Here is a 25,598-nt window from a genome sequence, read left to right on the forward strand (position 1 = left end):
TCGCTTTAGGCCGACACGAACGTCAACGCCGCCGAGTTGATGCAATACCGCAACCCGGTCGGCGGCGGACCGTCATCGAAAACATGTCCCAGATGGCCGCCGCACCGCCGGCAGTGGACCTCCGTCCGAGAGAAGAAAAGCCTCCAATCGGTCCTGGTTCCGACCGCCGTCGGTTCGATCGGCTCCCAAAAGCTCGGCCAGCCGGTTTTGCTGTCATATTTGGTCTTCGATGAAAAGAGGGGAAGGTCGCACCCCGCGCAGTGGTAAATACCGGGGGCCTTGTGATCATGGTAGGCGTTCTTAAAAGGAGCCTCCGTTTTCTCTTTTCGTAAAACGCCATACTGCTCCGCCGTGAGAATGGCCCGCCATTCCTCGTCGGTTTTCGTAATCTCGAAGCCCCCTTCCGGCTCCTCCGCCCCGGCCGGCCAAAGATCAAGAAGATAGGCGAGGATGCCGACCGTCCCGGCTTTTAATACGTTTCTCCGATTCATCGGTTCTCCTTCGTATTCCGGTTCTGTCAAAAACCATATGCCCTATTTGCCGCTTATCCATTCGTCGCACGGGCACGATATTCCTTACAGAGGGATTGGGAAAAATGGGAAGAAGGGGAGATCTCAAATAGACGTAGTGGTGACAACCATAAGGACCCTGGTGGGGGGCCGGACAATCGGTTCGCTCCGGTTGCCGGCACGAATCATGTCTACCGGCTAAAACCCCGGGTCCCTTTGGTTCAAGAGCGTTGTTGAGCCGTGGTTACTCTTCTTTTTGCTTGTTGTTCTTTCCGGTCAGCCGATCGGACAACGCCTGAATCCTGGCCTGATAGCGCGGATCATTTAAGCCCATTTCATCGTAGGCCTCCAGCTCCTTGAAGAGCTCGTCTACCTTCGCTTCGATCTCTTTCAACGTCGTCGGGTCGTCGACCACCTTTACCATCATATCGGTCGCAACCAGCCGCATCGAATCGACCCGCCTGCGGCTGCTGCATTCGGCCGCTTTTTCCAGAAGAAGGAGCTCCACCATCCGGGTGGTGATCCAATCCCCATCTTCCCGGAACCGGAGCCGGTCCGGATTCTCATCGACCCAATTGATAAACGCTTGCTGGAGTCGATACGCTTTCTCTTCAAAGGTCCTCGGTAATTCTCGGTCCTGCCAAGATTTCGCCTTTTCCGCGGCCTTCTCTTTTGCCATTCCTTGCCTCCTCTCGTTAGGACCTTTAATTAAAGAGGAAATCCCTTCCCCTTGAAGTCATTCATCGGCGGTGAGCGGCCGATCGATGCAGGCTGAATGCGAATCTGTCATTTGAGTGTTTTGTAAAGATAACATATCCTAAATAGAAATGGGGATCATTTTTTAATTTTCAGATTGATACAGTATATACACCCTCGATCCATCTGTCATCCCCCGCCGTCGCAACGCGCTTGTAGCGAACCTCTTTACAAATAAAATATATGTGGCCCTTGCCGTGGGCGATTTGTTAAAATCTTGCCAGATCCGATCAGGATGTTTGGTCTACCACATTTATGGGAGGAGACATCATGGCTACTTCGATCTCTCAGGAGACCGTCCCGGTTCGTCAATCCGTCCCGGCCGATCTTATTTTTTTCGGCGTCTTGATGATCCTCTCCGGAATCATGGATACCTACATCATTCTTGCGAATCCGGCGTATGGGCTTCCTGTCTTTGGAATGAAGCTGACCGGGGGAGTCGGATGGTTTTTCAAATTTCTCTCCCCGGTCCTCCATTTCGCCTCCGGATACGGCGCCATTCTGGGCCGCCGGTGGGCTTATCCTCTTTTCATGTTTTATTCGCTTTACGGCCTGGCCAGCGCGACGGTCAGCCGCCTGGTCCTCCCGCCCCCTCACCGGATCAGGACGGTCTTTATGATCGTCCTCGTCCTTTTTATGATTTATCTTTACGCCCGAAGAAAGGCGTTCCGGAATTAAGACAAAAAAATCCCCCAGCTTGTTCCGGCTGGGGGATTGGATTGATTACTCAACCTGAACCGTAATGCTTCTCGGTTTGGTCTCTTCCCGTTTCGGCAGGGTGATCGTCAACACGCCCCGGTCATATTTCGCTTTGATTTTATCCTGCGCGACCGTGTTCGGAAGCCGGAACGATCGGGAGAAGCGCCCGAACACCCGCTCGATCCGGTGGTAGTTCTCTTTCTTCTCCGTCTGCTCGATCTTTTTCTCCCCCCGAATTTCCAGGGCATTGTTTTCGATTTTGACCTCGATCTCTCTCATCTCCATGCCGGGCAGCTCCGCCTTCAGCTGGATCGCCTCGGCGTCTTCATAAACATCGACCGCCGGCACCCAATCTTGAACCAGTCGGCCGTTTTCCGTCTCGTAGTTATTCAAGGTGTCAGACAAAAATTGATTCATTCGATCCTGAAAGGTGACAAAATCTTTCAACGGTTCCCACTTTACGATCGCCATAGGTTCCTCCTCTTAAATAAGCCGCTTTCGGCGGCGGAAATGATTTATTTTCTAAATAATCCGTAGCGGATGAAAGTCAAGGCCTTGTTTCCCATGAGCCACATCGATCAGATAATTCTTCTTTGGGGAGGGTCAAGGGGCCGGGAGCCACTTTTTTATCCCCCCTTTTTTTGTTATACTTTTTTTCCTGATAGATTCGGAATGGAAAGACCATGGAAGAATTTGAAATCGAAAACATAGAAGCGACGCCGGAGACCGATATCGAGCCGGTGGAGCCCGATGAACAGGGGGTCGCCGTTTCTGATCCCCTGCAGCGATATTTGGCGGAGATCCGGCAGTATCCTTTTCTCAGCCGAGAGGAGGAAAAGCGGCTTGCCATCAAATTCAAAGAGGAGGGAGATCTCCAGGCGGTCACGGAATTGATTCTCTCCCATCTTCGATTGGCCGCTTCCATTGCGATGGAGTATAAAAATCTTCCTTTCAACCTGATGGATTTGATTCAGGAAGGAAACGTCGGGTTGATGCAGGCGATCAAGAAGTTCGACCCTTACAAAGATATTCGGGTGTCGACATACGCCTCCTGGTGGATCCGCGCTTATATCCTGAAATATATCCTTCACAACTGGCGGTTGGTGAAAATCGGCACGACCGAGGCGCAGCGAAAACTCTTTTTCCGTCTCTCAAAAGAGCGGGAGCATCTGGAGAAGATGGGGTATGAGGCGGGACCGAGACTCCTTGCCGATCGCCTCGACGTGAAGGAGCAAGAGGTGGTGGAGATGCAGCAGCGGCTCGGGGGATGGGAGACCTCCCTCGATGCGCCGGCCGGCCCCGAATCGGATGAAACGCTGGCCAATCTCCTTCCTTCGGATCAGGAAGCGGTCGATGACCGTTTGGCCAAAGATGAGCTTCAGGAGCTCTTTCAGGAAAAGCTGAAGGAATTTTCAAAAACGCTGAAGCCGCGGGAGTTAGAAATCCTCAACGAACGGATTCTCTCCGAGAATCCGAAAACGCTGGAGATCTTCGGCAAGAAGTACAAGATCTCCAAAGAGCGGGTCCGTCAGCTTGAAGAGAATCTCATCAAAAATTTGAAAAAGTTCATGAAGCAGAAGATCAAGGACTTCAAAGACATCGGGCCGCTATAAAAACGCGGCCCCCGGCCGTTTACATTTTCCGGTCGGTATGGTATAAACCGCCAACCTTAAGGAGCGGATGTGTTTCATCATCTTTTCGTCTGCACCGGCCCGACCTGCAGCCAGCAGGGGGCGGAAGAAACATTGCAGATCCTACAGCAAAAACTAGAAGAGCACCACCTTCGAAAGAACGTCCGGGTCACCCTTTGCCGCTGCTTGGGGCAGTGCGGAAACGGCCCCAACATGGTGATCTATCCGGAAGGAACCTGGTACGGCCACATGGAAGAAAAAGAGGTCGGCCGACTGGTCAAAGAGCACCTGATCGAAGGGAAAGTCCTCTCCCGTCTCGTTCAAATCCCCGTCGATTAAACCTTCGCTCGGAGCAATATGGACACGCTGGCGATCTATCAGATTGAATTCCACGGCCATTGCGGCGTCACGGAAGAGGAGCGGACCATCGGCCAGCGACTTTCGGTGGACGTGGAGATGAAATGTGATGTCGCAAGCGCGGCGCGAACGGATCAGCTCAAGGATACAATCGACTACGATCAGCTTTGCGGCGAGATTGCGAAGATCGGACGGGAGAGCCGCGTTCGTCTCATCGAGACCCTCGCGGAGAGAATCGCCGAAAAAATCTTGGAAGATCGGCGGATCGTCTCCGTGAGCGTCCGCGTGAAAAAATGCCTCCCCCCCCGCGAAGAAATTCGGGGAGGGGTTGTCGTCGAAATCGTCCGGAACCGCAACTAAAGCGCTCCCTCCCCGCTCTCGCCGGTCCGGATCCGAATCGACCCCTCCAGATCGGTGATAAAAATCTTACCGTCGCCGATGCTTCCGGTTTTGGCCGAGGCGAGGATCGTCGCCACCGCCTTATCGACATCTTTATCCGACAAGGCGATCTCGATCTTTAACTTCGGGACGAACTCCACCGTGTATTCCGCGCCGCGATAAAGCTCCTTGTGTCCCTTCTGCCTCCCGTATCCCTTCACCTCGGTCACCGTCATCCCGACAATCCCCACGTCATTGAGGGCCTTCTTCACCTCTTCCAGCTTGAACGGTTTGATAATCGCCTCGATTTTCTTCATCGCCTCGCCTCCTTGCCTTAGGATGCTTATTATAATCGAAAGAGATCAGAGATTGTAGCCGCTTTCCCCATGCTCCGACATATCGAGTCCGGTGATCTCTTTCTCTTTCGTCACGCGCAGTCCCATCGTGGCGTCGAGAATTTTCAGGAGAATCATCGTCATGACGAAAGCGAACACCCAGGTGGCGACCACGCTGATCGCCTGGATGAGGAGCTGTTTGGCATTGCCGTATAAAAGACCGTCCGCGCCGGCGGCGTTGATCGCCTTGCTGGCGAAGATTCCGGTGGCCAAGGCGCCGAAGGTGCCGCCGAGACCATGCACCCCGAAAGCGTCGAGGGAGTCGTCGTATCCAAGCTTATTCTTCAGGATCACGGCGCCGAAGTAGCAGACAAAACCGCCGCCGATCCCGATCAGCAGGGCGGAGATCGGACCGACGAAGCCGGAGGCCGGGGTGATGGCGACCAGGCCGGCCACCGCGCCGCTGACCGCCCCCAGGACGGTCGGCTTTCCCCGATGCGACCACTCCACGAACATCCAGGTCAGGGCCGCGGCGGCGGCGGCGGTATTCGTGACGACGAAGGCGGAGGTCGCCAACGCACCCGATGCCACCGCGCTCCCGGCGTTGAAGCCGAACCAGCCGAACCAGAGAATCCCGGCGCCGAGGACCGTCATCGAGAGATTGTGCGGCGGCATCGGCTCCTTCCCATAGCCGATCCGCTTTCCCATATAGAGCGCCGCCGCCAGCGCGGAAACGCCGGAGCTGATGTGAACCACCGTCCCCCCCGCAAAATCAAGGGCCCCCATGTTCCGCATCCATCCGCCGACCGCCCAGACCCAATGGGCCATCGGATTATAAACGAAGGTGGCCCAGAGCAGCGAGAAAACAAGGAAGGTCGAGAATTTCATCCGCTCGGCGACGGCCCCGGTGATCAGCGCCGGGGTGATGATGGCGAACATCGCTTGAAAGATCATGAAGGCCTGGTGGGGAATGGTCGCGGCGTAGTCGGGATTCGGCTCCAGTCCCACCCCGTTGAGCCCGAGCCAGGCGAGGCTTCCGATCAAGCCGCCGACATCGGGACCGAACGAGAGAGTATACCCCCAAAGGACCCATTGCACGCTGATCAGGCAAATCATGATAAAGCTCTGCATGATCGTGCCGAGGACGTTCTTGGTCCGGACCATCCCGCCGTAGAAAAGGGCGAGGCCGGGGGTCATCAACAGCACCAATGCCGAAGCGGCCAGCATCCAGGCGGTGTCGCCGGTATCGATGGCGGAGGGAGCGGGGGCTTCCTGGGCAAAGGCGGACGGCGGATGAAACCCGATGAACAGGGTTAAAAACAACAAAACCAGCAGCCAACTCAGATAAACCTGCATGCGTCGATTCGTTGCCATTGTTCCTCCCCTGATGGTTGTGAGCCTACTTTCCTTTGCCGGTCGAACCTTGCTGAATCTCGTTTGTGAGCCGCTCCTTCACCTTCCGGATCATTTCCGAATCGGTGATCTTCTTCCCCTCGGGACCTTGCACGTAGAAAACGTCGACGATCTGATCGAGCCGCGTCGCGATTTTGGCCGAGTGGACCGAGAGACCGAGATCGAAGATTGTTTTCGCAATCACATAAAGGAGTCCCCGCCGGTCGGGGGCAAAAATATCGATGATCGTGAAGTGATGGGAGCTGTCGTTGTCGAGCTCCACCCGCACGGCAACCGTCGGAGGGGGTTCCTTGTGAGACCCAAACCGTTGTCCCCGCGTGAAGAGGGCCTCAATCGTTTCCTGACCGATCAAAACGCTCCGGACCGCCTGCGAGATCGTTTCGATCCGATCGGGCGGCACCGGCCCGGTATAATCGGGATCGATCACCCGGAACGTATCGACGACCATGCCGTTCGATTGGGTGAAGACTTGCGCCCCCATGATCTGAAGCCCTTTGGCGGCCAGCACGCCGGTCATCTTCGAGAAGAGACCGGGTGTGATCTGATCATAGGTGTAAAGGGTATATTCCGTCATCCCGGAATCGGGAAGGTAGCGCGCCGCGACATGAATCGGATCGATCAGCAAGTGGAAGAGGGCCGACAAGTCGGCGAGCACTTTCTCGAAGGGGGTGGTCAAAAGGTAGCGTGGAATCAATCCTTGGACGGTCTCTTCCAGCCAAACCTCCGGATATTTGCCTTTTGCCTCCTGGCGGAGGCGCGCGACGATCATCTCGACCTTCCGCTCCTCAGGATCGGCCTCTTCTCCCGTCAGGATCGAAAGCGCTTCCCCGTAGAGTTTGAGGAGAAGCTCTCCTTTCCAACTCGTCCAGGTGCCGGGGCCGACCGCGCGAATATCGGCGCAGGTTAAGACGAACAGTTTTTTGAGGGTTTCCGGCCGGGCGACCTCGCTGGCGAATTGAAGGAGGACCGGCTCGTTTGAAAAGTCCCGGTAGAGCGCCACCTCGGACAAAATCAGATGACGCCGGACGAGAAACACCAAAAGGGCGCGCTCCTCGTCGGCATATCCCAGCTGAACTCCGGCCGCTTCGGCGAGCATCGCTCCGACCGCGCTGTGGTCCTCATCGCGCCCCTTCCCCACGTCATGCAGAAGAAGCGCCAGGTGGAGGAGATCTTTTCTTTGGATTCCCGCGTAGATTTTTCCGATCGGCCCCCCCTCGGCGGCCAGGCGCTCCCCCTCTTCCACGGCGCGGAAGCTATGTTCGTCCACGGTGAAAAAATGGGACCGGCTCTCCTGGACCAGCCGTTGAACACGCGCGAACTCCGGGATGACCCGCCAGAGAACATGGGTCCGGTGCATCACGCGCAGGGTATCGGCGATCCGTCCCGGCTTCGAGAGGATTTCGCGGAAGAGGACGGCCGCCTCCGGTGAAATCGGCCGGTCCCGCTCCTGATCGGCAACCTGGTGGAGGACTTCGAGGACCGGGCCGGGAATGCGGGCGCCGTGTTCTTTTACAAGGAGAAAAATTCGAAGGAGATTTTCATCGTTCCCGAAGAACTGATGAAGATTGGTCGCCTGCGGAACAATCTCTCCGGCGGAGAGTTGAAAGCCGGGGGCCGCCTGGCGGGTCTGCCACGCGCGTTGCCACCTCTGCCATCGGCTGACCGGAAAGGCGTCCCGGATAAACCGATCCGAAATCTCGATGACCCAACCGGTCAGGATATAATACTGGCGCATCAGCTCCCGCCGGTTCTCGAAATGAAAAAAGGGGGCGAGCTCTTCCTGCAGCTCCATCGTCAGATGGTCGGAGGCCTTTCCCGCTTTGAAGTGAAGCTGGTTCCGAATTTTCCAGAGAAAATCGAGGGCGGTGGTCAGGCTTGAATATTCCGCGTTGGAGAGAAGCCCCCACTGAAAAAGCTGCGCGAGAGAATTGGTCCGATAGCGGGCCAGCGCCACCCAGCGGAGGTGATGAATATCGCGAAGCCCGCCGGGGCTCTGCTTGAGGTTCGGCTCCAGAAGATACGGGGTGGCGCCGAACTCCTTTCGCCCCGCCGCTCTTCCGTTGTCGAGCTGGACCAAAAAATCCTTTAGATTTTTTCCGACCACCTTGGAGAAGAAGGCTTCGTGAAACTGCTGGAACAGGCCGCGATCGCCGGTGAGAAAGCGCGATTCAAGAAGGGAGGTGCCGATGAGGGCGTCTTGCTTGGCGGCGGCGATGCACTCCTCCACGCTGCGCACGCTGTGGCCGACCTTGTATCCGAGGTCCCAAAAAAAGGGGAGCAGCTCCGACGCGAGTCTTTCGGCCTGCCTCGCGCGTCCTTCGGGGAAGAGGAACATCAGGTCGATGTCCGAGGCCGGCGAAAGCTCCCGGCGGCCGTAGCCGCCGATGGCGACCATCGTTCCCCCCCATTCCTGGATCAGCGTCGGGTTGATCGACTGAAATCCCCGCAGCAGGAGATGGTCGGCCAGATCCGAGAGGGCCTCGACGACGCGAAGGCCGGTCCCGCCCTGATCGTGAAAGGCACGGATCTCCTTCTGCCTGGCCCCAAAGAGGAGGCGAAGATCAGCAAGAATATTGGCCTGAGAGTGCATCCTGCTCCATTCTTAGGTGGTTCATTCTACCATACATCGCGGCGGGCCTTAACCTCAAAAGAAGGGGGACCTATCCCGGAACAGAACCGACAAGAAGCGCTTTGATATAGAGAATGACAATCAGGGCAATCGAGATGATGACGACCAGCCGCCACATCGCCTTGATCCAGCCCAACGGGGTGAAGGAGGGATCGACATACCGGAGGATGTAGGCGAAGGCGACCACCGACTGGGCCGAGCCGATGTGGGTGAGAGAGCCTCCCGCCGCATATCCGGCGATTTGGGCCGCGGCGAAGAGGAACATATCCGGCATCCCGTGAATGGCCCGGGAGGCGAAATCGGCGACGACGTTGTTGTCCAGCACCGCCGAGAGAAGCCCCGATCCGAGGAACTGGATGACCGCCACATGGGCGGGGCCGAGAAGGTCCACCCCCCGTTCGATCGCCGCCTTCAACTGATCGAAAAATCCGACCGCCGTGAGCATCGTGATCGAAAGAAAAAGAGGAAAGAGAAAAAGGTACTCCTTATATTCGTGGGTCGCTTCCCGCAATGCGAGTTTTCTCATCTTCGTGTGGGCCAAAATCCCCAACAGCGCGAAGGAAAACGCGGCGATCGACGAGATAAAGAGGGGAACATCGTGATTCCGGGCGTGCCAAAACAATAAGCCGAGGAACGGAATAAAAGCGAGCTTGCCCCATCTCTGCGCGGCGTTCCGTTGAACACGGGTGTCCTCCAGCAAGCGTTCGATCACCCCCGCCTCCCGCAGCTCCAACTCCCGCTCTCCCGGACTCCCCCTTTGTTTCCGATGATGATAATAGGACTTCACCGGCGCGACAAACGCTTCTCCCAAAAAATCCCCGATGAACGCGTTCACGGTCTCTTCATCGACCTTGGCCCGGATCATCGCCGAGATCGGATGATGTCCCTCATGGTAGAGGGCATCCACCGCCGCCTTTTTTTCTCCAAAGCGTCCGGCGTACTCCTTGAACATATCCTCGATCTCTTTGACCTCTCCTTTCCGCGCGGCTTGATGGAACCGGACATCGGCGATATTCTTCTCCAGAACGTCGAGCTCATCCAGGGGGATCATCGCCCCCTTCAACCAGCCGGAAATAAATTGGGAGACAATGAGGAAGGTAACGACCGCCATCGGCAACGCATATTTCAGAAAAAAAGTATCGGGGAGGCTGAGATTGGACTTCATGATCAGGTTCGGGGGCTCTCCGTAAGCGAGCCACATTCCGCAGACGGTGGTCAGGATCACCGAAATCATGATGATGAATTCGATCCCTTCGTGCCGAATCCGCGCCATCACCAGGATAATCACCAAGACGCGGATCGTCAGGCCGATCATGGAGACGCCGTCCAAGATGCCGGAGGCAAAGGAGACCAATCCCGCGATGGTCAGAACCGTCGCCAAAACGCGCCCCTCGAAGATCCGGAGGAGATTCATGCTGACCGCTTCCAGCAAGCGGGTCTGGGAGATGACGCTGACGAAAAAAGTCAGCCCCAGGATAAAAAGCATCGTATCGCCGTGGATCAACTTCTCAAGGCCGTCGATGGAGAGAAGATTTTCCCGAATCGCACGCCACAAGGCGGCTCCCCCTTCCCGAGACATCTCCTCACGCAGTTGGGACTGGGGCCACCAAAGGGGGAAGAAGGTGACGAAGATGATCGGGAGCGCTCCATACGTGATCGCGTTTTTGTCGATCCGATAACGGATCGACCCGAAGAGGAAAAGGATCAGAATGGTCGCCAACACCTCGATTCCGAGAAGATTCGGACTGGGAGGGTTGTTCCAGGTGAAGATTCCGATTAGGGCGGCAATGGCGAGACAGATGGCGAAATACCACTTCGATTCTATCTCAACGATGTCGTTCGATGATTCTGTCACAGGGTCCATTGAACCGATCTTTTACCACGCCGGTACCGCGGAGAGGCGCTGATTTCGGGACATTATATAGCAGAAAATGCGCCGGAACAACCGGATAATCTGATCGCTCGCCGCGGCACCGGAGGCAAGCCGACACGGAGCGGCCTGTGATGAAGATTCTAATCCTCACACGGGCCGCTCATCCGAACCGGACCAAAACCGATCTACAGCGCCGCTTCCCCGCTTTCTCCCGTTCGGATCCGAACAGCGTCGCTCAGCGACGTAATGAAGATCTTTCCATCGCCGATGCTCCCGGTCTTGGCGGCCGCCATGATCGTGGCAACCACCTTCTCCTCGTCCTCGTCCGATAGGGCGATCTCCACCTTGATCTTGGGGACGAACTCAATCGTATATTCGGCCCCGCGGTATTGCTCTTTGTGTCCTTTCTGGCGGCCGAACCCTTTGACCTCGGTAATCGTCATCCCGTAGATTCCGATATCCGAGAGGGCTTTTTTCACCTCTTCCAGCTTGAACGGCTTGATGACAGCCTCGACTTTTTTCATTGGCGTTCCTCCCTATCGCATTACCTTTTCGGTCTCGGACACCTTCGGTTTCGGTGAAGCGTAGCCGACATTCATTGCGCCGCTGCTGGAGATCATGCTGACGGCAAAATCGGGATACGCGGCATTGCCGTGCTCGCCGATATCCAACCCTTCCATCTCCTCCTGCTCGCTGACCCGGACGCCGAGGGTCGCCTTGATCGCCACCCAGATGATATAAGAGACCACGAAGGTGAACGCCCCGACCGCGGCGACTCCGATCAACTGGCTGATCAGCAGCTTCGCCCCGCCGCCGAAGAGGAGGCCGTTGCCGGTGGTGTTCGGCAACATTGCATCTTGAGCGAAGAGGCCGACCGCGAGTGTTCCGAAAATTCCGCAGACCAGGTGGACCGAAAGGGCCCCCACCGGATCGTCGATCTGAAGCCGATCGAACATCATGACCGCCAGAACGACTAGGAAGCCGCAGATTGCGCCGATGATCACCGCGCTGCCGGGAGAGACGAAGGCGCAGGGGGCGGTGATCCCGACCAAGCCGCCGAGCATGCCGTTGATCGACATGCCGAGATCGGGTTTCCCAAGCATGGTCCAGGCGGTCGCCGTCGAGACGAGAAGTCCCGCCGCCGCGGCCAGCGTGGTGGTGATGATGATCCGAGAAATATCGCCCGGCGCCGCCGCCATCGTGCTTCCGGGGTTGAAGCCATACCAGCCGAGCCAGAGGATCAGCGCGCCCAGGGTGCCGAGCGCCATGTTGTGGCCGGGGATCGCCTGCACCCGACCGTCCTTATATTTTCCGAGCCGGGCGCCGAGAACCAGCACTCCCGCCAGGGCCGCCCAGCCGCCGACCGAATGAACCACGGTCGACCCGGCGAAATCCCACATCCCCAGTCCTGCGATCCAACCGCCTCCCCAGATCCAGTGCCCGACGATCGGATAGATGAAAGCGACCAGAACGAAGGAGAAGACGATAAACGAGAGATACTTGATCCGCTCGGCCACCACCCCCGAGACGATCGTGGCCGCCGTTCCGGCAAAGACAAGCTGGAAGAAGAACTTGGCGAGCAGGGGGACCGTCGCCCACGCGATGGCGCCGTAGACGCCGCTGTAGCCGTCGCCGGTCATCGGCGAGTTATCCTCTCCGCCGAGGAAGAAGAGACCGCTCGTCCCGACGAATCCGTTCCCGTCGCCGAACATCAACCCCCAGCCGATGAACCAAAAGGCCAGCGTGGAGATGGCGAAGACGATGAAGTTCTTCGAGAGGATGTTGACGGTGTTCTTGCTCCTGCAGAAGCCCGATTCCACCATGGCGAATCCGGTGTTCATGAAGAAAACGAGCATCCCGGCAATCACCACCCAGAGGGTGTCGAGGGCGACCTTGGTTTCCGAGGGGCCTTCGACCGCAGGCGGGGCCGGTGGAGCGCTCTCTGTGCTCTCCATCGTCATCGCGGGGGCTTCTGCCGCCGGCGCCGCCGCCTCTTCCGCCCACACCGGGAGGGAGAGTGACATCACCAACGCCGCCAGAATTCCGATCCAACCGATCTTTAAATCCTTCATTTTTTCCTCCTTGTATTACAGATGAATTTAGAAACTATAGACCACGCCGAGGACGGCGCGGTTCTGTGTATCGGTGACCGCCCCGCCTTCGTCTTCGAAGATATCTTCATCGGCCATGTCGTAACGGTACTCGGCCCGAATCAGAAGATTGTTCGCCACCTTGACCTCTCCGGTGACGGTGACCTCTTGAACCGTATTGTCGGCCGTTCCGAACATGACGCCGTCATCATCGGTGGCATTCTCAACGCGAACGGCAACGGCATAAGGGTCCGCCGCCAGTCGGGCGTAGAGAGCAATCCCCGACCAGGTCATACTGTCTCCGCCGCCGATTGGATCTTGCGTGCCGTAATCGTAGTTGGCTGCAAAGGAAAGGTTATCTGTCGCATTAAACATGACGATCGCATCGTAGACATGCCGATCCTGAAAACCGCCTCCGGCCGATCGTTCAGGACCGATCCAGTTCAGAATGACGGTCAGCGGTTGGATCGGAACGATTCCAACTTGGGCTCCGAATGTTTTACCGTTGTTATTCTCGACCACATTGTTCCAGCCGTTGAGGACATAGCCGTTCACCCAGATCATGTCGGAAATGGCATAGTTCGCCCGCAGCCCGGCATGATAGTAGGGGATCGCACAGCAGAAGAGGAGCCCCCGCGTGTAGTTCCAATTGTCCTTCGACTCGATCACTTCCAATCCCATATGGGTGACAAATTTACCCATATCGAGGGTCAGGCCGACCGGCGTAGCCCAGGTCACATAGGCCTGCTGAATGTTTTTGTACGGTTCTTCAGAGGCCCCGCCCGGACAGGAGAAAGCACCGCAGTGGACGAAGTCGGTCGTGGTTCCAAAATTAAGATCGATGCGAAAACCGACCGGCTCGGCCGTTCTCGCCAAGACGATTTCGGCCAAGCTGACGCTGAAGGCGTTATGATAGAAATCAAAGTTGCTGAGCCCATTCGTATTGGAGTCGGGTCTATTGAAGTTGAAGCTGTAATACGTATCGACGAATCCGCTGATCTGAAACGGCGATTCTGCCGGTTCTTGCGCAAACAACCTCCCCGTCGATAAGATCAAGAACAGAACGACAAAACCCGCCCCCCATGTTTTTTTCATCTCTGCTTTTTCCTCCCCTGTATGAATGTGATCGGTTAAGTTAAAAAAAAGGCGCCGCAGGATAGATAAACATCCGGCGGCGCCCTTGCCTGCCTACATTGATTACGTCAGCGTAGTCGATCTCTAATTTTATCTGCTCTACAACAACTCAAAAAAAGGCGCCGCAGGACGAAGGATCAATCCGGCGGCGCCTTTGCCAGCCTTTAAACGATTACATCGGTGTAGTCGGTTTGTCCAGGATACTAGAGCAACTGGTATGCCAAATTGAAATATCTTGAAAAGTCCTGAAAAATCTGTAGCTTCTGAAAGCGCCTGAACAGCCGACCCGACAAATATGGTCTGAATCTATACAATTGTGTCGCATTTACGACAAAACTGTCCACTAAAATGGGTTTTCGGGAAAGAGCTTGTACTTCTTGATCTTATAAGCGACCTGCCGCGGGGTCATTCCAAGCAATCGGGCCGCTTTGGCCTGGACCCATCCCGACCGCTCCAGCGCTTTTTTAAGAGCCTCTTGCTCCATTCCTTGCATTTTTTCCGTGAAAGAACCCCGCTTGTCGGAGGCAATGGGCGGAGTGACCGTTTTAATATCGTTGAAATAAGTCTGTATCGCCGGGGGGATGGTCTTGAATGTCACCGATTCATCTTCCGCCAAAACCACCAGCCGCTCGATGCAATTCTCCAACTCGCGGACGTTTCCCGGCCAATCATAGTGGATGAGAAGCTGGATCACGTCATTGGAGAGGTGGACTTTTTTATTGTTTTCGTTATTGAACTTTTCAAGAAAGTGCTCGATCAGCAAGGAAATATCTTCCCGTCTCTCCCGGAGCGCCGGAAGATGAATCGGCACGACATTCAGCCGGTAGTAGAGGTCCTGACGAAAGCTCCCCTCCAGGATCGCGTTCTCAAGCTGACGATGGGTAGCGGCGATCGTCCGGACGTCGACCGAGATGGTATCAACCCCGCCGACCCGCTCGAACTCCATTTCCTGCAGGACCCGCAGCAATTTCACCTGGACCGGAAGGGGAAGATCGCCGATTTCATCCAGGAAGATCGTTCCCCCGTCGGCCAGCTCGAACCGGCCCTTTCTCATTTGGATCGCGCCGGTGAAGGCCCCCTTTTCGTGACCGAAAAGCTCGCTCTCCAGCAATGTCTCCGAAAGGGCGGCGCAATTGACTTTGATAAAGGGCTTGTGGGCGCGGGGGCTGTTTTCATGGATCAACTTCGCGATCAGCTCTTTCCCGGTCCCGCTCTCCCCGCGAAGGAGAACCGTGGCTTTGCTCTGGCTGACGCGAATCAACTCCCGATAGATATCTTTCATGACGGGGCTGCGGCCGATCAGCGCGCTCGAAACCCGAGACTCTATGGCCATAAAACTCTTCCTCCCTGCAGTCGTCCTCTTGGAGATTCGTGCCCGACGTGGACGGGCTGTCTTCCCTCTAAAAACAAAACGTCCCACCCCAACGGATGTTGGAATGGGACGTCCTCGTCAGAACACATCTTTGTGTTGTGATGTATCGTACCTCAATCAAACAAGTGTGTCAAGCCGGTTTTTTTCTGTACTTCGATTTGATACCGAGTTAGTATGATAGCGATGCCGTTCGTCATTGACTCCCCGATCCAAGAAATGGTATAGCCTGGGATAGAGAATGGAAAGGAGCTGATCAAGAGATGACGTCGAACAAAAATCACTCCGGGATCTTCCTGCAAGGGATGATCTTTCTCCATCGCGGGCAATTCGAAAGCGCCCGGCGCTGTTTCGGGCAGGCGCTGGAAGAGGCGCGCGCCGGGGGGAAGGCCGATCAACTCCGCGCGGTGCTTCTGAATCTGGGGAATGCCTCCGCGGCCCTCGGAGACCGGGAGAAGGCCCGCTCCTGCTACCTGGAGATCTTGGCGCTCGACCGGGAAGAGCCCGACGCGAAAACGGTCGGGCAGACCCTCGTCAATCTCGGCAATCTCTGCCGGGAGGCGGGGGAGTTCGAGCGGGCGCGGGCCTATTATCTGGAGGCGGCTGATCTTCTCCAAGAAAACACGGACGACCTCTCCTCGGGGTTGCTCTACAGCAACCGGGGCCTATTGGAAGAGGCGACGGGACAGATGGAAGAGGCGATTACTCTTTTCAGAAAAGCGATCGAATTCCACAAGAAGGCGGGGCATGAGGAAGGGTTGGCGGCGACCTGGGGACAGCTGGGTCGGGCCTTCCTCCAGCGGGATCAGGATCGGGACGCGGAAACCTGCTTTAACTACGCGGCGACCCACTTCAGCCGGTTAGGGGATCCGGCGGGGGAGAGCGAAGCCCTCCGGGGCTTGGCGGCGGTTTATGAAGGCCGGGGGGATCGGGAGCTGGCCCTTCACTGTCTCGGACGCATCACGGAAATCCGGGAGAGATATCGCCTTCCGCCGGATGCACGCGACCAGGAACAAAGCGATCGGCTCCGGAGAAAATAAAACCCTCCTTGTAACCGGTTTAAACGAGACCGATCGGGCGTTGGCGCCGGGAGAGGCGCCCGATAAACTTCTTTCCGTTTTAATCTTTTCGATTTGAGATGCAACTCCCGCGGGAAGACCATTTCCCCGTTCGCAACGGACGGCCTCTCCCCCCTCTCGTCTTTCCCCCCCCATTCGTGTCAAAATAAATAAAGCCCGGCGCGCATCGTCTCTCCTTTTCTCTCGCCGGAATGGGGTTTGATTGAAACAAGAGACACGAAATTGGATCAATACGATTATCGGCTTGGTCGCCCTTATTGCGGCGGGCCTCTTCCTATACAGGCGATTTCGAACCATCGACCTGGCGGAGGTCACCGCATATCTCCGCTCCCTGGAGGGGATGCGGCTGGCGATCGTTGGTTTTTGGACGACGATCAGCTACCTGGTCCTCACCGGTTATGATTGGCTGGCCCTTCGTTTTCTAAAGAAGCGGATCTCGTACCCTCGGGTGGCGCTCGCCTCTTTTGTCGGATATTCCATCAGCAAGAATCTCGGAATCAGTTGGCTGACCGGCGGGTCGATGCGCTATCGATTTTATTCCCGCTGCGGAATGGATCTCAAAGATGTCACCAAACTGGTCCTATTCAACACCGTCACCTTTCTCCTCGGTTTTTTCTTTTGGGGCGGCTTTTCGTTCCTTTTTTACCCCTTGGAAGAAACGGTCGTCCCTTTTCTTCCAAGGTCGCTCTTCCCCGTGGTGGGGCTCTTGGTTTGGGCGATCCCCTTGGCCTACCTGGGGATCTGCAGCCGATCCGACAAGGAGATCGAATTCCGGGGGAAACGATGGTCTCTCCCCCCCTTCCGGATTGCGTTGTCGCAATTGGTTCTGGGGACGATCGATGTCTTTGCGACCCTCTGGATCCTCTATTTGATCCTTCCAGCGGGGGCGGTTTCGATCGGAACCTTCATCGCGGCCTATTTCATCGTGGAGGTGGTGGCGATTCTCACCCATGCCCCGGGGGGAATCGGGGTGTTTGAATCGAGCATGTTGGTGCTCCTCGAGGGCCGACTCTCCGAAGCGGCCCTCCTTTCCTCCCTTCTGCTCTATCGGGTAATTTACTTCCTCATCCCCATGGTGATCGGGATCGCGCTCCTCGCCATCGATGAGATCCGCTATCGCCCCCGATCACTCGACGCCATATTGCGTCAAAAAGCCGAAAATCGCTAAAATAGTAGTAAAGATGATCTACCAATCGCACCTCACCCAACATTTTTACAACAGCATCAAAAGGATTTTGTTTCTCGTTCTGATGCTGGCCCTCGTTGCCTGCGGCGCGACTCCCAAGCGACTGGGGCAAGAGCCCTTTCCCCTCTCCCACCCCGCTTTTTTCGATACCCTCGAGGCCTACACCGGCGCGCCGATTCTGTCGGGGCATCACGTTCGTGTCTTGCTCGACGGCGACGAGACCTTCGCCGCCATGTTGAAGGCGATCCGAGAGGCGGAGAAGAGCATCACCTTCGTCACCTACGTCTACTGGAAAGGGGAGATCGCCGACGCATTCGCCGACGCGCTCGCTGAACGCGCGCGAAACGGCGTGCCGGTTTACCTGCTCCTCGATTCCCAGGGGGCGAAGAGCATGGAGGAAAAGAACGTTGCGAAGATGAAGGAGGGGGGGGTCCATTTTGCCTGGTTCCGGCCGCTGAAGTGGTACAAACCTTTCCAGTACAACTACCGGACGCACCGGAAGGTTCTCGTCATCGATGGACGGATCGGCTTTACGGGGGGCATCGGGATCGGCGACGAATGGCTCGGCCATGCGCAGGACAAGGATCATTGGCGGGACACCTGCGTCGTCGTCGAGGGGCCGGTGGTTCACTACATGCAGGCGGCGTTCGCCGAAAACTGGATGGAGGCGACGCGGACCATGATTGTGGGAGACCTTTACTTTCCCCCCCTCCAAGAGATCGGTCCGGTCAAAGCGCAAGGACTTCGGAGCTCGCCGATGGAGTCGAGCTCCGAAGTCTACATGCTCTACCTCCTGACCATCGCCTCGTCGGAGCGGACCCTCTATATCACCACCGCCTACTTTCTTCCCGATGGTCTTCTTCAGGACCGGTTGATCGAGGCGGTCCAGCGGGGGGTCGATGTCCGGGTCATCGTTCCCGGAAAATATAACGATAACTACCTTCTCTACCAGTTGGCCCGAAACGGATACGGCAGGCTGTTGAAGGCGGGGGTGAAAATTTACGAGTACCAGCCGACCTTCATGCATGCGAAGACGATGGTGGCCGACGGCGTCTGGGGATCGATCGGCAGCACGAACTTCGACAACCGTTCGTTCAGCCTCAACGATGAGTTCAACCTGAACTTCCATAGCCGGGCGGTCGCTCGACACCTGGAAGAAATTTTTCTGGAGGATCTGGCGCGGTCGCGTCCGATCTCTTATGAGGAGTGGCGGAAGCGGCCCTATCGCGAGCGCTTCGTCGGCTGGCTGGGAGACTGGATCAAAAGCCTGTTGTGAGAGGAAAGGGGCGAATGGCTCACTTTAAGATATAATGGAGCGCAAAATCGGCCGCGATGGCGGCCAGGGCGACGCCGTTGAGCCAGGCGATGTCTTTCCATCCCTTCCGGGCGAAATAGACGATGTTGAAGAGAATAAAGAGTTCGGCGACGTTCGACACCGGCATGTGCAGCCACCGCATCCCCATTTCTCCGACCACCCAGGTCATCAAGTAGAAAAAAATTGCAAGGGAGAGGGTCAGCCACTCGGTTCGCGTTGTCCCGCCGCGGCGTTTTACCCGGACCATGGCAGTGATCAAGCAAACCAGGACGATGAAGAAGAGGAGCGGAAAAAGGGGCCACCAGACTTTGACTGACATGGTCCTAATGGTACTGAAACGGCGGGGGAAAGATCAAGGAGAAAGAAAACGTTCCCGGGAATAAGAAGGGAAAGAGACCGCATTAAAAAAACATGTTGCAGCCGTATCCATCAATTATAGTAGAATTTTTCTATGACACAGGATCGTTTCGATAAACTCATCAAAGACTATAACGACGACTTTCGCCACCTTCTCAGGCGAGCCGGCCGGAAAAATTACAACGGCCTTCTCTCCTCATTCAAAAGATTGAGCGATCTCTATTATGCTATTATTGAATTCCAAGATTCCGGAAAATATCTGTTTCGAATCCTTCCATACCCTTTGTCCTTTCGGGCAAACGACGATTTTCTGAAAGAAATCGGGTTTGATCCTGAAGAAATTAAAAATATCTACGGCTTTCTCGAATTCGTAAAAACATCTCAAGGGGAAGAGTTCGAAGAATATATCAAAATCTATGTAAACGGCAAACGGGAAGCTCCGCGCATTGCCGGAAACAAACAACGTACGGAGCAAAGCGGTGCGAAGTGATAACCGGATCAATCGGGATGAAGTCCTACTCCTGTCAGCGCTTCCGTTTCCTCGGCATCTTCGCTTGGCAAGCAATCGCCCTTTCGGCCCACCCCTTCAACCGCTCCGGATCTTCGATCACATCGACCGGCACCTCATAATACGTTTTCAGGGTCTGCTTGGCGCTGGGGCGGAACGGCTTCATCTCCATTTCGACATAGTCTGAACGGCTGGCATCGTCGGTCTTGAAGTAAAGCCGGCCTTTAAAAAGGATGCCGAAAAAGTGCTCGTCCCGGTAGAGACCCTGCCCGCCGAACATCGGCCGGCAGTGAATTCCTTCAAGCGGGCTCAGTTGGTCGAGAACAAACTCCCGGAACGATTCGTCTTTCATCCTATCCCGGCATTCCCGTGATGACATCATGAACGGTTTTGCTCAGCTGCTCGAGTTGGTAAGGCTTGGCGATCACCCCTTTGAAACCGTACCGGGCATAATCACCCATGATCGGATCGTTGGAGTAGCCGCTCGAGACGATCGCCCTCACATGCGGGTCGATTTCAAGGAGGCGCTGGATCGCCTCTTTCCCCCCCATCTTCCCCGGCACGGTCAGGTCCATGATGACCAGGTCAAACGGTTCTCCGGAGGCCGACGCCTCCCGGTAGCGTGCGATCGCCTCGGCGCCATCTTCGGCGTATCCGACCCGGTAGCCGAGAAAGCCTAAGAGCTCTCCTGCCACTTCTCGGACCGCCTGCTCGTCATCCATGATCAAAATTTTACCCTTGCCCCGAAGCGGCGCCTCGGATCGCCGCTCCGCCTCAACGTCGCGCGAAGAGGCCGCCAGGTAAATGGAGAAGATCGAGCCCTTTCCCAGCTCGGAGTCGGCCATCATGTAGCCGTCGTGTTTTTTGACAATCGAATAGGAGGTCGGCAGCCCCAGTCCGCTTCCCTTCTGTTTGGTCGTAAAGTAAGGATCGAAGATCTTCGGGAGATGCTCCTTCGGAATGCCTATTCCAAAGTCCTGAATCGAGATCCGAACGTATCTCCCCGGTTTGAGGAAAATCCGCTTGTCCCCTTCTTTGACAAGATCGTTCTCCGCCCGCACTTTGATGATCCCTCCTTGGGGCATCGCCTGCTGGGCATTGATGACCAGGTTGTGGAGGACCTGACTGATCTGTCCCTCATCGATTTCGACCGGCCAGAGATCGTCCGAGATGACGAATTCAACCCCGACATTCGATCCGTGCAGAACGAACTCGATTGAATCCTTCAGCAGCTCCTTCATCGAGACGGTTTTCTTGATCGGCGTCCCCCCTTTGGCGAAGGTCAAGAGCTGCTGCGCCAGATCCCTTGCCCGAAGCGAAGCGGTCTCCGCGTCGCTGACCCGCCGATGAAGGGGATCGGTCAGACCGATCGACATCTTCACTAGGGAGAGATTCCCCAGAATGGCGGTCAAGATATTGTTGAAGTCGTGTGCGATGCCGCCGGCAAGCAATCCGACCGCTTCCAGCTTGCTCGTTCGAAGAAGATCTTCCTCCATTTTTTGCTGCTGGGTGGTGTCTCGGAACACCAAGACCACGCCTATGATATGTCCTGCTTTGTCTCGAATAGGGGCGCCGCTGTGGGCAATGCTCCGCTCTGTTTCTTCTCGAGAGACCAGAATCGTATGATCGGCCAATTCGACGGTCGCGCCGGTTTGCAGAACCTGGACGGCGGGACTCTCCAGAGGCCGGCCGGTTTTCCCGTCGATCATATGAAAGATTTCCTGAAGGGGGCGGCCGACGGCCTCTTGTTGGGTCCAGCCGGTGAGGCCCTCGGCCACTTTGTTCATCAGGACAACCCTCTCCTCCATGTCGGTGGTGATCACCCCATCGCCGATCGACCCCAATGTCACCGCAAGGCGCTCTTTCTCCGACGCCAGCGCCTCCTCCGCGCGCTTCCACTCGGTAATCTCGGTGGTAAAACCCTCCAGCGCCAGCAATTCGCCCCCCTGGGAATACACCCCGCGCCCATGCTCCCAAACCCACTTCTCCCGCTTCGATGCGGTAAAAATCCGGTAGACCAATTCGTACGGTCTCTTCTCGCGAAGGGCGGCTTGGGTCTCTTCCCAGACCCGTTCCCGATCTTCGGGGTGGATTAAGCTCCCATAGGAGAGGGTTTTATTGCCGATAAAGTCATCCGGAGCATAACCGGTGATGGCCAGGCATCCCTCGCTGACGAACTCGGTCGTCCAGTCCGGATCGTTCCGGCACCGGTAGGCCAAACCGGGGAGATTGCTCATCAAGGTCGTCAGCGCCCGCTGGCTCTCGCGTAGCGCCGCTTCGGCCTCTTTTCGCTCCTCGATTTCTCTTTGGGCCCCCCGGTAAAGACACGCATTATCGACCGCCACGGCGACGCGGCGCGCGAGGTCTTCCGCCAGGGAGAGATCGTCCTCTCCGAAATGGCGGCCCGATTCCATTGTGACAAAAGAAAGCGCCCCCAACGTTTTCCCCCGAGCCGAGAGGGGGACGCTCATCGCCGATTTGATCCCCAGCGCTTTGGCGAGCTTCAGATGTTCGGGATCGCGCGCGATGGTCTCCAACAACGCGTCGGGAATATCGGAGAGGATCATCGGCTTTCCCGAGGTCAGCACCTGCCGAAGCGGGTGGGCGCCTCCCCGTTCGGGAGGGTAGCGCCGCATCAGTTCCAATCCGAGCGCCTCTTTGACCGGATCGGTGGCGACCGCCGCCACCCGGCGGATCGATTGATCTTCTTCAACGATATCAACGACGCAACCGTCGGCCAGAAAGGGGATCGCCAAACGCGCCACGCTCTCCAAGGTGGTTTCGTAATCAAGCGAAGCGGAGAGGATCTCACTCGCTTCCGCCAGAAAAGTAAAGCGCCACTGCGCCTGCACCGCCGCCGCGCGCGCTTCCCGCTCGCGATAAAGAAGGCGCGCGTGCTCCTCCTCCGCCTTCTTTCTTTCGGTCACGTCGTTTGCCAAGGTAAGCCCCGCCTGCTTCCCCATAAAAAGGATCAGATCGCGGGTAATCTCCACGTCGATGATCGTTCCATCCTTCTTTCGGTGCCGCCAGATGCCGGCCCGAGCGACTCCGGGGGACATCTTCTTAAAATCTTCCAGCAAGCGGGGAATGTCTTCCGGCGGGCGGATGTCTTTGATGGTCATGGAGAGGAACTCTTCGCGGCTGTAGCCGTAGTGCCGGATGGCCGACTCGTTGACCGCCAGAAAAGCGAGCGTCTCCGAATCGAACACCCACATCGGATGCGGATTGTTCTCGAAGAGGATCCGATACTTTTCCTCCGATTCCCGCAGCGCCTCCTCCGCCTCCCGGAGGCCGGTCACCATGCGCGACGACGCCGAAAGCTGACGGCGAAGATCCAGCAGCAACATCGTCTCGTGCGCAATCGTTTGGAGCCCTTCGATCTGCTTGGGGCGCAGTTCTCGAGGAGCGTAATCCATGACGCAGACGGTTCCGAGGGCATGCCCTTCGGGGGTCAGCAGCGGGGCGCCTGCGTAGAATCGGACGTGGGGGTCGGAGGTCACCCAGGGGTTGTCCGAAAACCGGGGGTCGGAAGCGGTATCGTGAACAATCAACGGCTGGCGCTGCAGGATCGCGTGGGCGCAAATGGCGCTCTCCCGGGGGGTCTCAGTCGGGCTCACACCTATTTTTGATTTGAACCACTGACGATGATCATCGATAAAGGTGATCACCGCGATCGGCGCTTCACAAACGTCGGAGGCCAACCGTGTCAGATCGTCAAACACATTTTCCGATGGGGTATCGAGGATCTGATACTGCCGAAGCGTTTCCAGCCGCTTTGGTTCATCCTGGGGAAGGGGGGGTTTCATCAGACGCTTTCTCCACCCGGAGAGAGGACCCCTTCCGAAAAGCGCTTACGACAAAGCGCATCAATCCGGGATCTTCTTGCGGAAAAAAACGGTCTTTGAAAGAGGAGGTCAGGAAGGCGGCCTGATCGAAGGGGCTGAAGACTCGGGAAGAAGGAGCGGATCATCTCGTCTACCTCCGACTCTGAATCCTTCCCTCGTCGGTTCTTGACGAATCCTAATATCGCGAGGGGTGTTCTATTGAGGTATTTCAGCAGCCCTCTCAAAGAGAAGGAAGATGTTCAGCCTCTGCTGAAGGAGGCCATACAGGATTGTTAATATTCACTCAGAGTAGGTTTCAATATACAGAATTGACCCTGAGTGAGTCAATCAGGGTATTTACGGCCTCTGAGGCCGAAAAGAAGAGGGAAATTATCGACGCTGGCGAAGTCGGATTCGGATCGGCGTGCCGGTAAAGCCGAAGGTCTCGCGGAGCTGATTTTCAATGTAGCCGAGGTAATGATCGGGAACCCCTTTGGGAGCGTTCGCAAAGAGAACAAAGGTCGGCGGCCGCACCCCGGCCTGGGTGATGTAGTAGAGCTTGAGCCGCTTTCCCTTGTAAAAAGGGGGGGGATGGCTCTCCATCATTTTCTCAAAAAAGCGATTCAGATCGCCGGTGGAGACCCGCTGGGTATAGCCGCCGTAGACCGTATCGATCAGCTGGAAGATCTGGCCGATCCCTTCTCCCTCCCGAGCGGAGATGGTCGCATACTGCAGATCGGTCAAAAAACGGAATCGAAGGGCGATCTGATTCAGAAGCCGTTCCTTGGCCCTTTCTTCTTTTTTTGCAAGATCCCATTTGTTGATCAGGACGACCGATCCCCTCCCCTTCTCGATGATCAACCCGGCGATCTTCGAATCTTGCTCGGTGATCCCTTCGACGCCGTCGATCAGAAGGAGGGCGACGTCCGACCGCTCCAGCGCTTCTTTCGCCCGCGCGATGCTGAACTGCTCCACCCCATGTTCGATTTTCCCCCGCCGCCGGATGCCGGCCGTATCGATAAAAAGATACCGCTTGTCGTGATAGGTGACCCAACTGTCGATCGTATCGCGGGTCGTCCCCGGAACATCGCTGGTGACAAGCCGCTCCTCCCGCAGGAGGGTGTTGATCAGGGTCGATTTCCCCACATTCGGCCGGCCGAGGACGACCACCTTGGGGGCTTCGATCTTCTTTTCTTCTTCCTCCGGGGCCATCCGGGGGTAGAGGGCGTCGAGCAGATCGCTCAACCCTTCGTTGTGCTCGGCGGAGATCGCATACAGCGGATCGACACCCAACTCATAAAATTCGTTGAATCGTTGGATTCCCTTCCCTTCGGCCTTGTTGATCACATAATAGACCGGCTTTCCGCTTTTTCGAAGCAGATCATGAATCGACCGGTCGATCGGCGTAACCCCGTCCCGCGCGCTCATGACGAAAAGAAGGGCGTCGGCCTGCTCGATGGCGATCTCCGACTGCCGCCGGACCTGGGTCTCCATCTCCTCTTTCGATTCGGGGACCAACCCGCCGGTATCGATCAGCGTAAACTGCCGATCCCGATAATGGCCGAGCGCCTCGTTTCGATCACGCGTGACCCCCGGCATATCTTGAACGATCGCCTTGCGCCTGCCGACCAACTTGTTGAAGAGGGTCGATTTCCCGACGTTCGGCCGCCCGATAACGGCGATAATCGGCCCTTTTATCTCTGCCACGGATTTGTCTTCTCCTCCGCCGCCTTGTTCCGCGCGACGATCTCCCGCCAGTGCTCGGGGAGGCTCTCCTCTTCGACTTTGAAATTATGGGTCGCGACGAAGGTCATCCCGTGATAGAGATTGATCTTGTATTTTCCCCGGCCGTAGGTTTTGGCGAGATACGCCATCAGCTGCTCCTTCTCCATCAACCCCGCCAGCTCCGCCGTCGTCCGGCTTTCGAGATCGTTGAAGATCACGATCATCCCGACCTTCTCTTCCACCAAGATCTTGATCGAAGCTTCATTGAAGATCTCCTGATATTTCTCCTTCATCTCGCTCACCTCCGGCGCGCCGTGCGAGGCGGTACGCCGGATCTTCCGGACATACTCTTTGAACATCTCCCAGAGCCAGCCGGTGAAAAGATTATCCTGTTCCATTGGGTCCTCCGTAGGGGCGACGCATGCGTCGCC

24 protein-coding genes are annotated in these 25,598 nt (G+C 56.6%); 8 read left to right on the forward strand and 16 right to left on the reverse strand.

Annotation, left to right across the window (positions count from 1 at the left end):
• Positions 1 to 5: 5 nt before the first annotated feature.
• Complete coding sequence (msrB, locus tag MNODULE_RS00880) at positions 6 to 491, reverse strand: peptide-methionine (R)-S-oxide reductase MsrB (protein ID WP_168057617.1); 486 nt, start codon at positions 489 to 491, stop codon at positions 6 to 8.
• Between the two features lie 262 nt (positions 492 to 753).
• Positions 754 to 1,188 (reverse strand): hypothetical protein, encoded by a 435-nt coding sequence (locus MNODULE_RS00885; protein WP_168057618.1) that lies wholly within the window; start codon positions 1,186 to 1,188, stop codon positions 754 to 756.
• Positions 1,189 to 1,535: 347 nt separating this feature from the next.
• On the opposite strand from MNODULE_RS00885, the gene MNODULE_RS00890 reads away from it, so the two are divergent.
• A complete protein-coding gene (locus MNODULE_RS00890) occupies positions 1,536 to 1,943 on the forward strand; it encodes a hypothetical protein (protein ID WP_168057619.1) in 408 nt (135 codons plus the stop codon).
• 45 nt (positions 1,944 to 1,988) lie between these two features.
• On the opposite strand, the gene MNODULE_RS00895 is transcribed toward MNODULE_RS00890, so the two are convergent.
• Entirely contained in the window at positions 1,989 to 2,435 is a 447-nt protein-coding gene (locus MNODULE_RS00895; protein ID WP_168057620.1) for an Hsp20/alpha crystallin family protein, read from the reverse strand.
• A gap of 212 nt (positions 2,436 to 2,647) precedes the next feature.
• Between MNODULE_RS00895 and MNODULE_RS00900 the strand changes: the two genes are divergently transcribed.
• From MNODULE_RS00900 to folB, 3 genes are all read left to right on the forward strand, one after another.
• Positions 2,648 to 3,577 (forward strand): RNA polymerase factor sigma-32, encoded by a 930-nt coding sequence (locus MNODULE_RS00900; RefSeq protein ID WP_168057621.1) that lies wholly within the window; start codon positions 2,648 to 2,650, stop codon positions 3,575 to 3,577.
• A gap of 69 nt (positions 3,578 to 3,646) precedes the next feature.
• Complete coding sequence (locus MNODULE_RS00905; RefSeq protein ID WP_168057622.1) at positions 3,647 to 3,934, forward strand: NAD(P)H-dependent oxidoreductase subunit E; 288 nt, start codon at positions 3,647 to 3,649, stop codon at positions 3,932 to 3,934.
• An 18-nt stretch (positions 3,935 to 3,952) separates the two neighbouring features.
• Positions 3,953 to 4,312 (forward strand): dihydroneopterin aldolase, encoded by a 360-nt coding sequence (gene folB / locus MNODULE_RS00910; RefSeq protein ID WP_168057623.1) that lies wholly within the window; start codon positions 3,953 to 3,955, stop codon positions 4,310 to 4,312.
• Here the strand turns inward: folB and MNODULE_RS00915 are convergent.
• The 8 genes from MNODULE_RS00915 to MNODULE_RS00955 all read right to left on the reverse strand — a co-directional run bounded on the left by MNODULE_RS00915 (position 4,309) and on the right by MNODULE_RS00955 (position 15,137).
• Positions 4,309 to 4,647 (reverse strand): P-II family nitrogen regulator, encoded by a 339-nt coding sequence (locus MNODULE_RS00915; RefSeq protein ID WP_168057624.1) that lies wholly within the window; start codon positions 4,645 to 4,647, stop codon positions 4,309 to 4,311. The genes folB and MNODULE_RS00915 overlap by 4 nt on opposite strands.
• A gap of 45 nt (positions 4,648 to 4,692) precedes the next feature.
• Complete coding sequence (locus tag MNODULE_RS00920) at positions 4,693 to 6,039, reverse strand: ammonium transporter (RefSeq protein WP_238339165.1); 1,347 nt, start codon at positions 6,037 to 6,039, stop codon at positions 4,693 to 4,695.
• 25 nt (positions 6,040 to 6,064) lie between these two features.
• Entirely contained in the window at positions 6,065 to 8,668 is a 2,604-nt protein-coding gene (glnD, locus tag MNODULE_RS00925) for a [protein-PII] uridylyltransferase (protein WP_168057625.1), read from the reverse strand.
• A gap of 70 nt (positions 8,669 to 8,738) precedes the next feature.
• The gene (locus MNODULE_RS00930) at positions 8,739 to 10,571 is read right to left on the reverse strand and encodes an SLC13 family permease (RefSeq protein ID WP_168057626.1); all 1,833 of its coding nucleotides are present in this window, start codon (positions 10,569 to 10,571) and stop codon (positions 8,739 to 8,741) included.
• Positions 10,572 to 10,765: 194 nt separating this feature from the next.
• Positions 10,766 to 11,104 (reverse strand): P-II family nitrogen regulator, encoded by a 339-nt coding sequence (locus tag MNODULE_RS00935; protein WP_168057627.1) that lies wholly within the window; start codon positions 11,102 to 11,104, stop codon positions 10,766 to 10,768.
• 12 nt (positions 11,105 to 11,116) lie between these two features.
• On the reverse strand, positions 11,117 to 12,535 hold the full coding sequence (locus MNODULE_RS00940; protein ID WP_422666742.1) for an ammonium transporter: 1,419 nt from the start codon (positions 12,533 to 12,535) through the stop codon (positions 11,117 to 11,119).
• Positions 12,536 to 12,679: 144 nt separating this feature from the next.
• Positions 12,680 to 13,765, reverse strand: coding sequence for a porin (locus MNODULE_RS00945; protein WP_168057628.1), 1,086 nt, complete (start codon positions 13,763 to 13,765; stop codon positions 12,680 to 12,682).
• Positions 13,766 to 14,147: 382 nt separating this feature from the next.
• Positions 14,148 to 15,137: a sigma-54 interaction domain-containing protein gene (locus tag MNODULE_RS00955; protein ID WP_181070902.1), complete on the reverse strand. Its 990-nt coding sequence runs from the start codon at positions 15,135 to 15,137 to the stop codon at positions 14,148 to 14,150.
• 299 nt (positions 15,138 to 15,436) lie between these two features.
• Here MNODULE_RS00955 and MNODULE_RS00960 point away from each other — a divergent pair, with 299 nt between their 5' ends.
• The 3 genes from MNODULE_RS00960 to MNODULE_RS00970 all read left to right on the forward strand — a co-directional run bounded on the left by MNODULE_RS00960 (position 15,437) and on the right by MNODULE_RS00970 (position 18,714).
• Positions 15,437 to 16,213: a tetratricopeptide repeat protein gene (locus MNODULE_RS00960; RefSeq protein ID WP_168057629.1), complete on the forward strand. Its 777-nt coding sequence runs from the start codon at positions 15,437 to 15,439 to the stop codon at positions 16,211 to 16,213.
• A gap of 241 nt (positions 16,214 to 16,454) precedes the next feature.
• Positions 16,455 to 17,420, forward strand: coding sequence for a lysylphosphatidylglycerol synthase domain-containing protein (locus MNODULE_RS00965; RefSeq protein ID WP_168057630.1), 966 nt, complete (start codon positions 16,455 to 16,457; stop codon positions 17,418 to 17,420).
• A gap of 13 nt (positions 17,421 to 17,433) precedes the next feature.
• Positions 17,434 to 18,714, forward strand: a complete 1,281-nt coding sequence (locus MNODULE_RS00970) for a phospholipase D-like domain-containing protein (RefSeq protein WP_168057631.1) — start codon at positions 17,434 to 17,436, stop codon at positions 18,712 to 18,714.
• A gap of 19 nt (positions 18,715 to 18,733) precedes the next feature.
• Here the strand turns inward: MNODULE_RS00970 and MNODULE_RS00975 are convergent, their stop codons facing one another.
• Complete coding sequence (locus tag MNODULE_RS00975) at positions 18,734 to 19,072, reverse strand: hypothetical protein (protein WP_168057632.1); 339 nt, start codon at positions 19,070 to 19,072, stop codon at positions 18,734 to 18,736.
• A 246-nt stretch (positions 19,073 to 19,318) separates the two neighbouring features.
• Here MNODULE_RS00975 and MNODULE_RS00980 point away from each other — a divergent pair, with 246 nt between their 5' ends.
• A complete protein-coding gene (locus tag MNODULE_RS00980; protein WP_168057633.1) occupies positions 19,319 to 19,600 on the forward strand; it encodes a hypothetical protein in 282 nt (93 codons plus the stop codon).
• 34 nt (positions 19,601 to 19,634) lie between these two features.
• Here the strand turns inward: MNODULE_RS00980 and MNODULE_RS00985 are convergent, their stop codons facing one another.
• The 4 genes from MNODULE_RS00985 to MNODULE_RS01000 form a co-directional block, all read right to left on the reverse strand.
• Entirely contained in the window at positions 19,635 to 19,970 is a 336-nt protein-coding gene (locus tag MNODULE_RS00985; RefSeq protein WP_168057634.1) for a TfoX/Sxy family protein, read from the reverse strand.
• A 1-nt stretch (position 19,971) separates the two neighbouring features.
• Entirely contained in the window at positions 19,972 to 23,424 is a 3,453-nt protein-coding gene (locus MNODULE_RS00990) for a PAS domain S-box protein (protein WP_168057635.1), read from the reverse strand.
• 408 nt (positions 23,425 to 23,832) lie between these two features.
• Positions 23,833 to 25,149 (reverse strand): ribosome biogenesis GTPase Der, encoded by a 1,317-nt coding sequence (gene der / locus MNODULE_RS00995; protein WP_168057636.1) that lies wholly within the window; start codon positions 25,147 to 25,149, stop codon positions 23,833 to 23,835.
• On the reverse strand, positions 25,137 to 25,565 hold the full coding sequence (locus MNODULE_RS01000; protein WP_168057637.1) for a hypothetical protein: 429 nt from the start codon (positions 25,563 to 25,565) through the stop codon (positions 25,137 to 25,139). Before MNODULE_RS01000 ends, der begins: the two co-directional genes overlap by 13 nt.
• Positions 25,566 to 25,598 lie beyond the last annotated feature (33 nt).

Origin of the sequence: Candidatus Manganitrophus noduliformans, assembly GCF_012184425.1 — a bacterium.
Lineage (GTDB): Bacteria > Nitrospirota > Nitrospiria > SBBL01 > Manganitrophaceae > Manganitrophus > Manganitrophus noduliformans.

Bases quoted from the DNA above. Each gene is read 5' to 3' on its own strand.
- msrB (WP_168057617.1), bottom strand. From the start codon at position 491: ATGAATCGGAGAAACGTATTAAAAGCCGGGACGGTCGGCATCCTCGCC.
- MNODULE_RS00885 (WP_168057618.1), bottom strand. From the start codon at position 1,188: ATGGCAAAAGAGAAGGCCGCGGAAAAGGCGAAATCTTGGCAGGACCGA.
- MNODULE_RS00890 (WP_168057619.1), top strand. From the start codon at position 1,536: ATGGCTACTTCGATCTCTCAGGAGACCGTCCCGGTTCGTCAATCCGTC.
- MNODULE_RS00895 (WP_168057620.1), bottom strand. From the start codon at position 2,435: ATGGCGATCGTAAAGTGGGAACCGTTGAAAGATTTTGTCACCTTTCAG.
- MNODULE_RS00900 (WP_168057621.1), top strand. From the start codon at position 2,648: ATGGAAGAATTTGAAATCGAAAACATAGAAGCGACGCCGGAGACCGAT.
- folB (WP_168057623.1), top strand. From the start codon at position 3,953: ATGGACACGCTGGCGATCTATCAGATTGAATTCCACGGCCATTGCGGC.
- MNODULE_RS00915 (WP_168057624.1), bottom strand. From the start codon at position 4,647: ATGAAGAAAATCGAGGCGATTATCAAACCGTTCAAGCTGGAAGAGGTG.
- MNODULE_RS00920 (WP_238339165.1), bottom strand. From the start codon at position 6,039: ATGGCAACGAATCGACGCATGCAGGTTTATCTGAGTTGGCTGCTGGTT.
- glnD (WP_168057625.1), bottom strand. From the start codon at position 8,668: ATGCACTCTCAGGCCAATATTCTTGCTGATCTTCGCCTCCTCTTTGGG.
- MNODULE_RS00930 (WP_168057626.1), bottom strand. From the start codon at position 10,571: ATGGACCCTGTGACAGAATCATCGAACGACATCGTTGAGATAGAATCG.
- MNODULE_RS00935 (WP_168057627.1), bottom strand. From the start codon at position 11,104: ATGAAAAAAGTCGAGGCTGTCATCAAGCCGTTCAAGCTGGAAGAGGTG.
- MNODULE_RS00940 (WP_422666742.1), bottom strand. From the start codon at position 12,535: ATGGAGAGCACAGAGAGCGCTCCACCGGCCCCGCCTGCGGTCGAAGGC.
- MNODULE_RS00945 (WP_168057628.1), bottom strand. From the start codon at position 13,765: ATGAAAAAAACATGGGGGGCGGGTTTTGTCGTTCTGTTCTTGATCTTA.
- MNODULE_RS00955 (WP_181070902.1), bottom strand. From the start codon at position 15,137: ATGGCCATAGAGTCTCGGGTTTCGAGCGCGCTGATCGGCCGCAGCCCC.
- MNODULE_RS00960 (WP_168057629.1), top strand. From the start codon at position 15,437: ATGACGTCGAACAAAAATCACTCCGGGATCTTCCTGCAAGGGATGATC.
- MNODULE_RS00970 (WP_168057631.1), top strand. From the start codon at position 17,434: ATGATCTACCAATCGCACCTCACCCAACATTTTTACAACAGCATCAAA.
- MNODULE_RS00975 (WP_168057632.1), bottom strand. From the start codon at position 19,072: ATGTCAGTCAAAGTCTGGTGGCCCCTTTTTCCGCTCCTCTTCTTCATC.
- MNODULE_RS00985 (WP_168057634.1), bottom strand. From the start codon at position 19,970: ATGAAAGACGAATCGTTCCGGGAGTTTGTTCTCGACCAACTGAGCCCG.
- MNODULE_RS00990 (WP_168057635.1), bottom strand. From the start codon at position 23,424: ATGAAACCCCCCCTTCCCCAGGATGAACCAAAGCGGCTGGAAACGCTT.
- MNODULE_RS01000 (WP_168057637.1), bottom strand. From the start codon at position 25,565: ATGGAACAGGATAATCTTTTCACCGGCTGGCTCTGGGAGATGTTCAAA.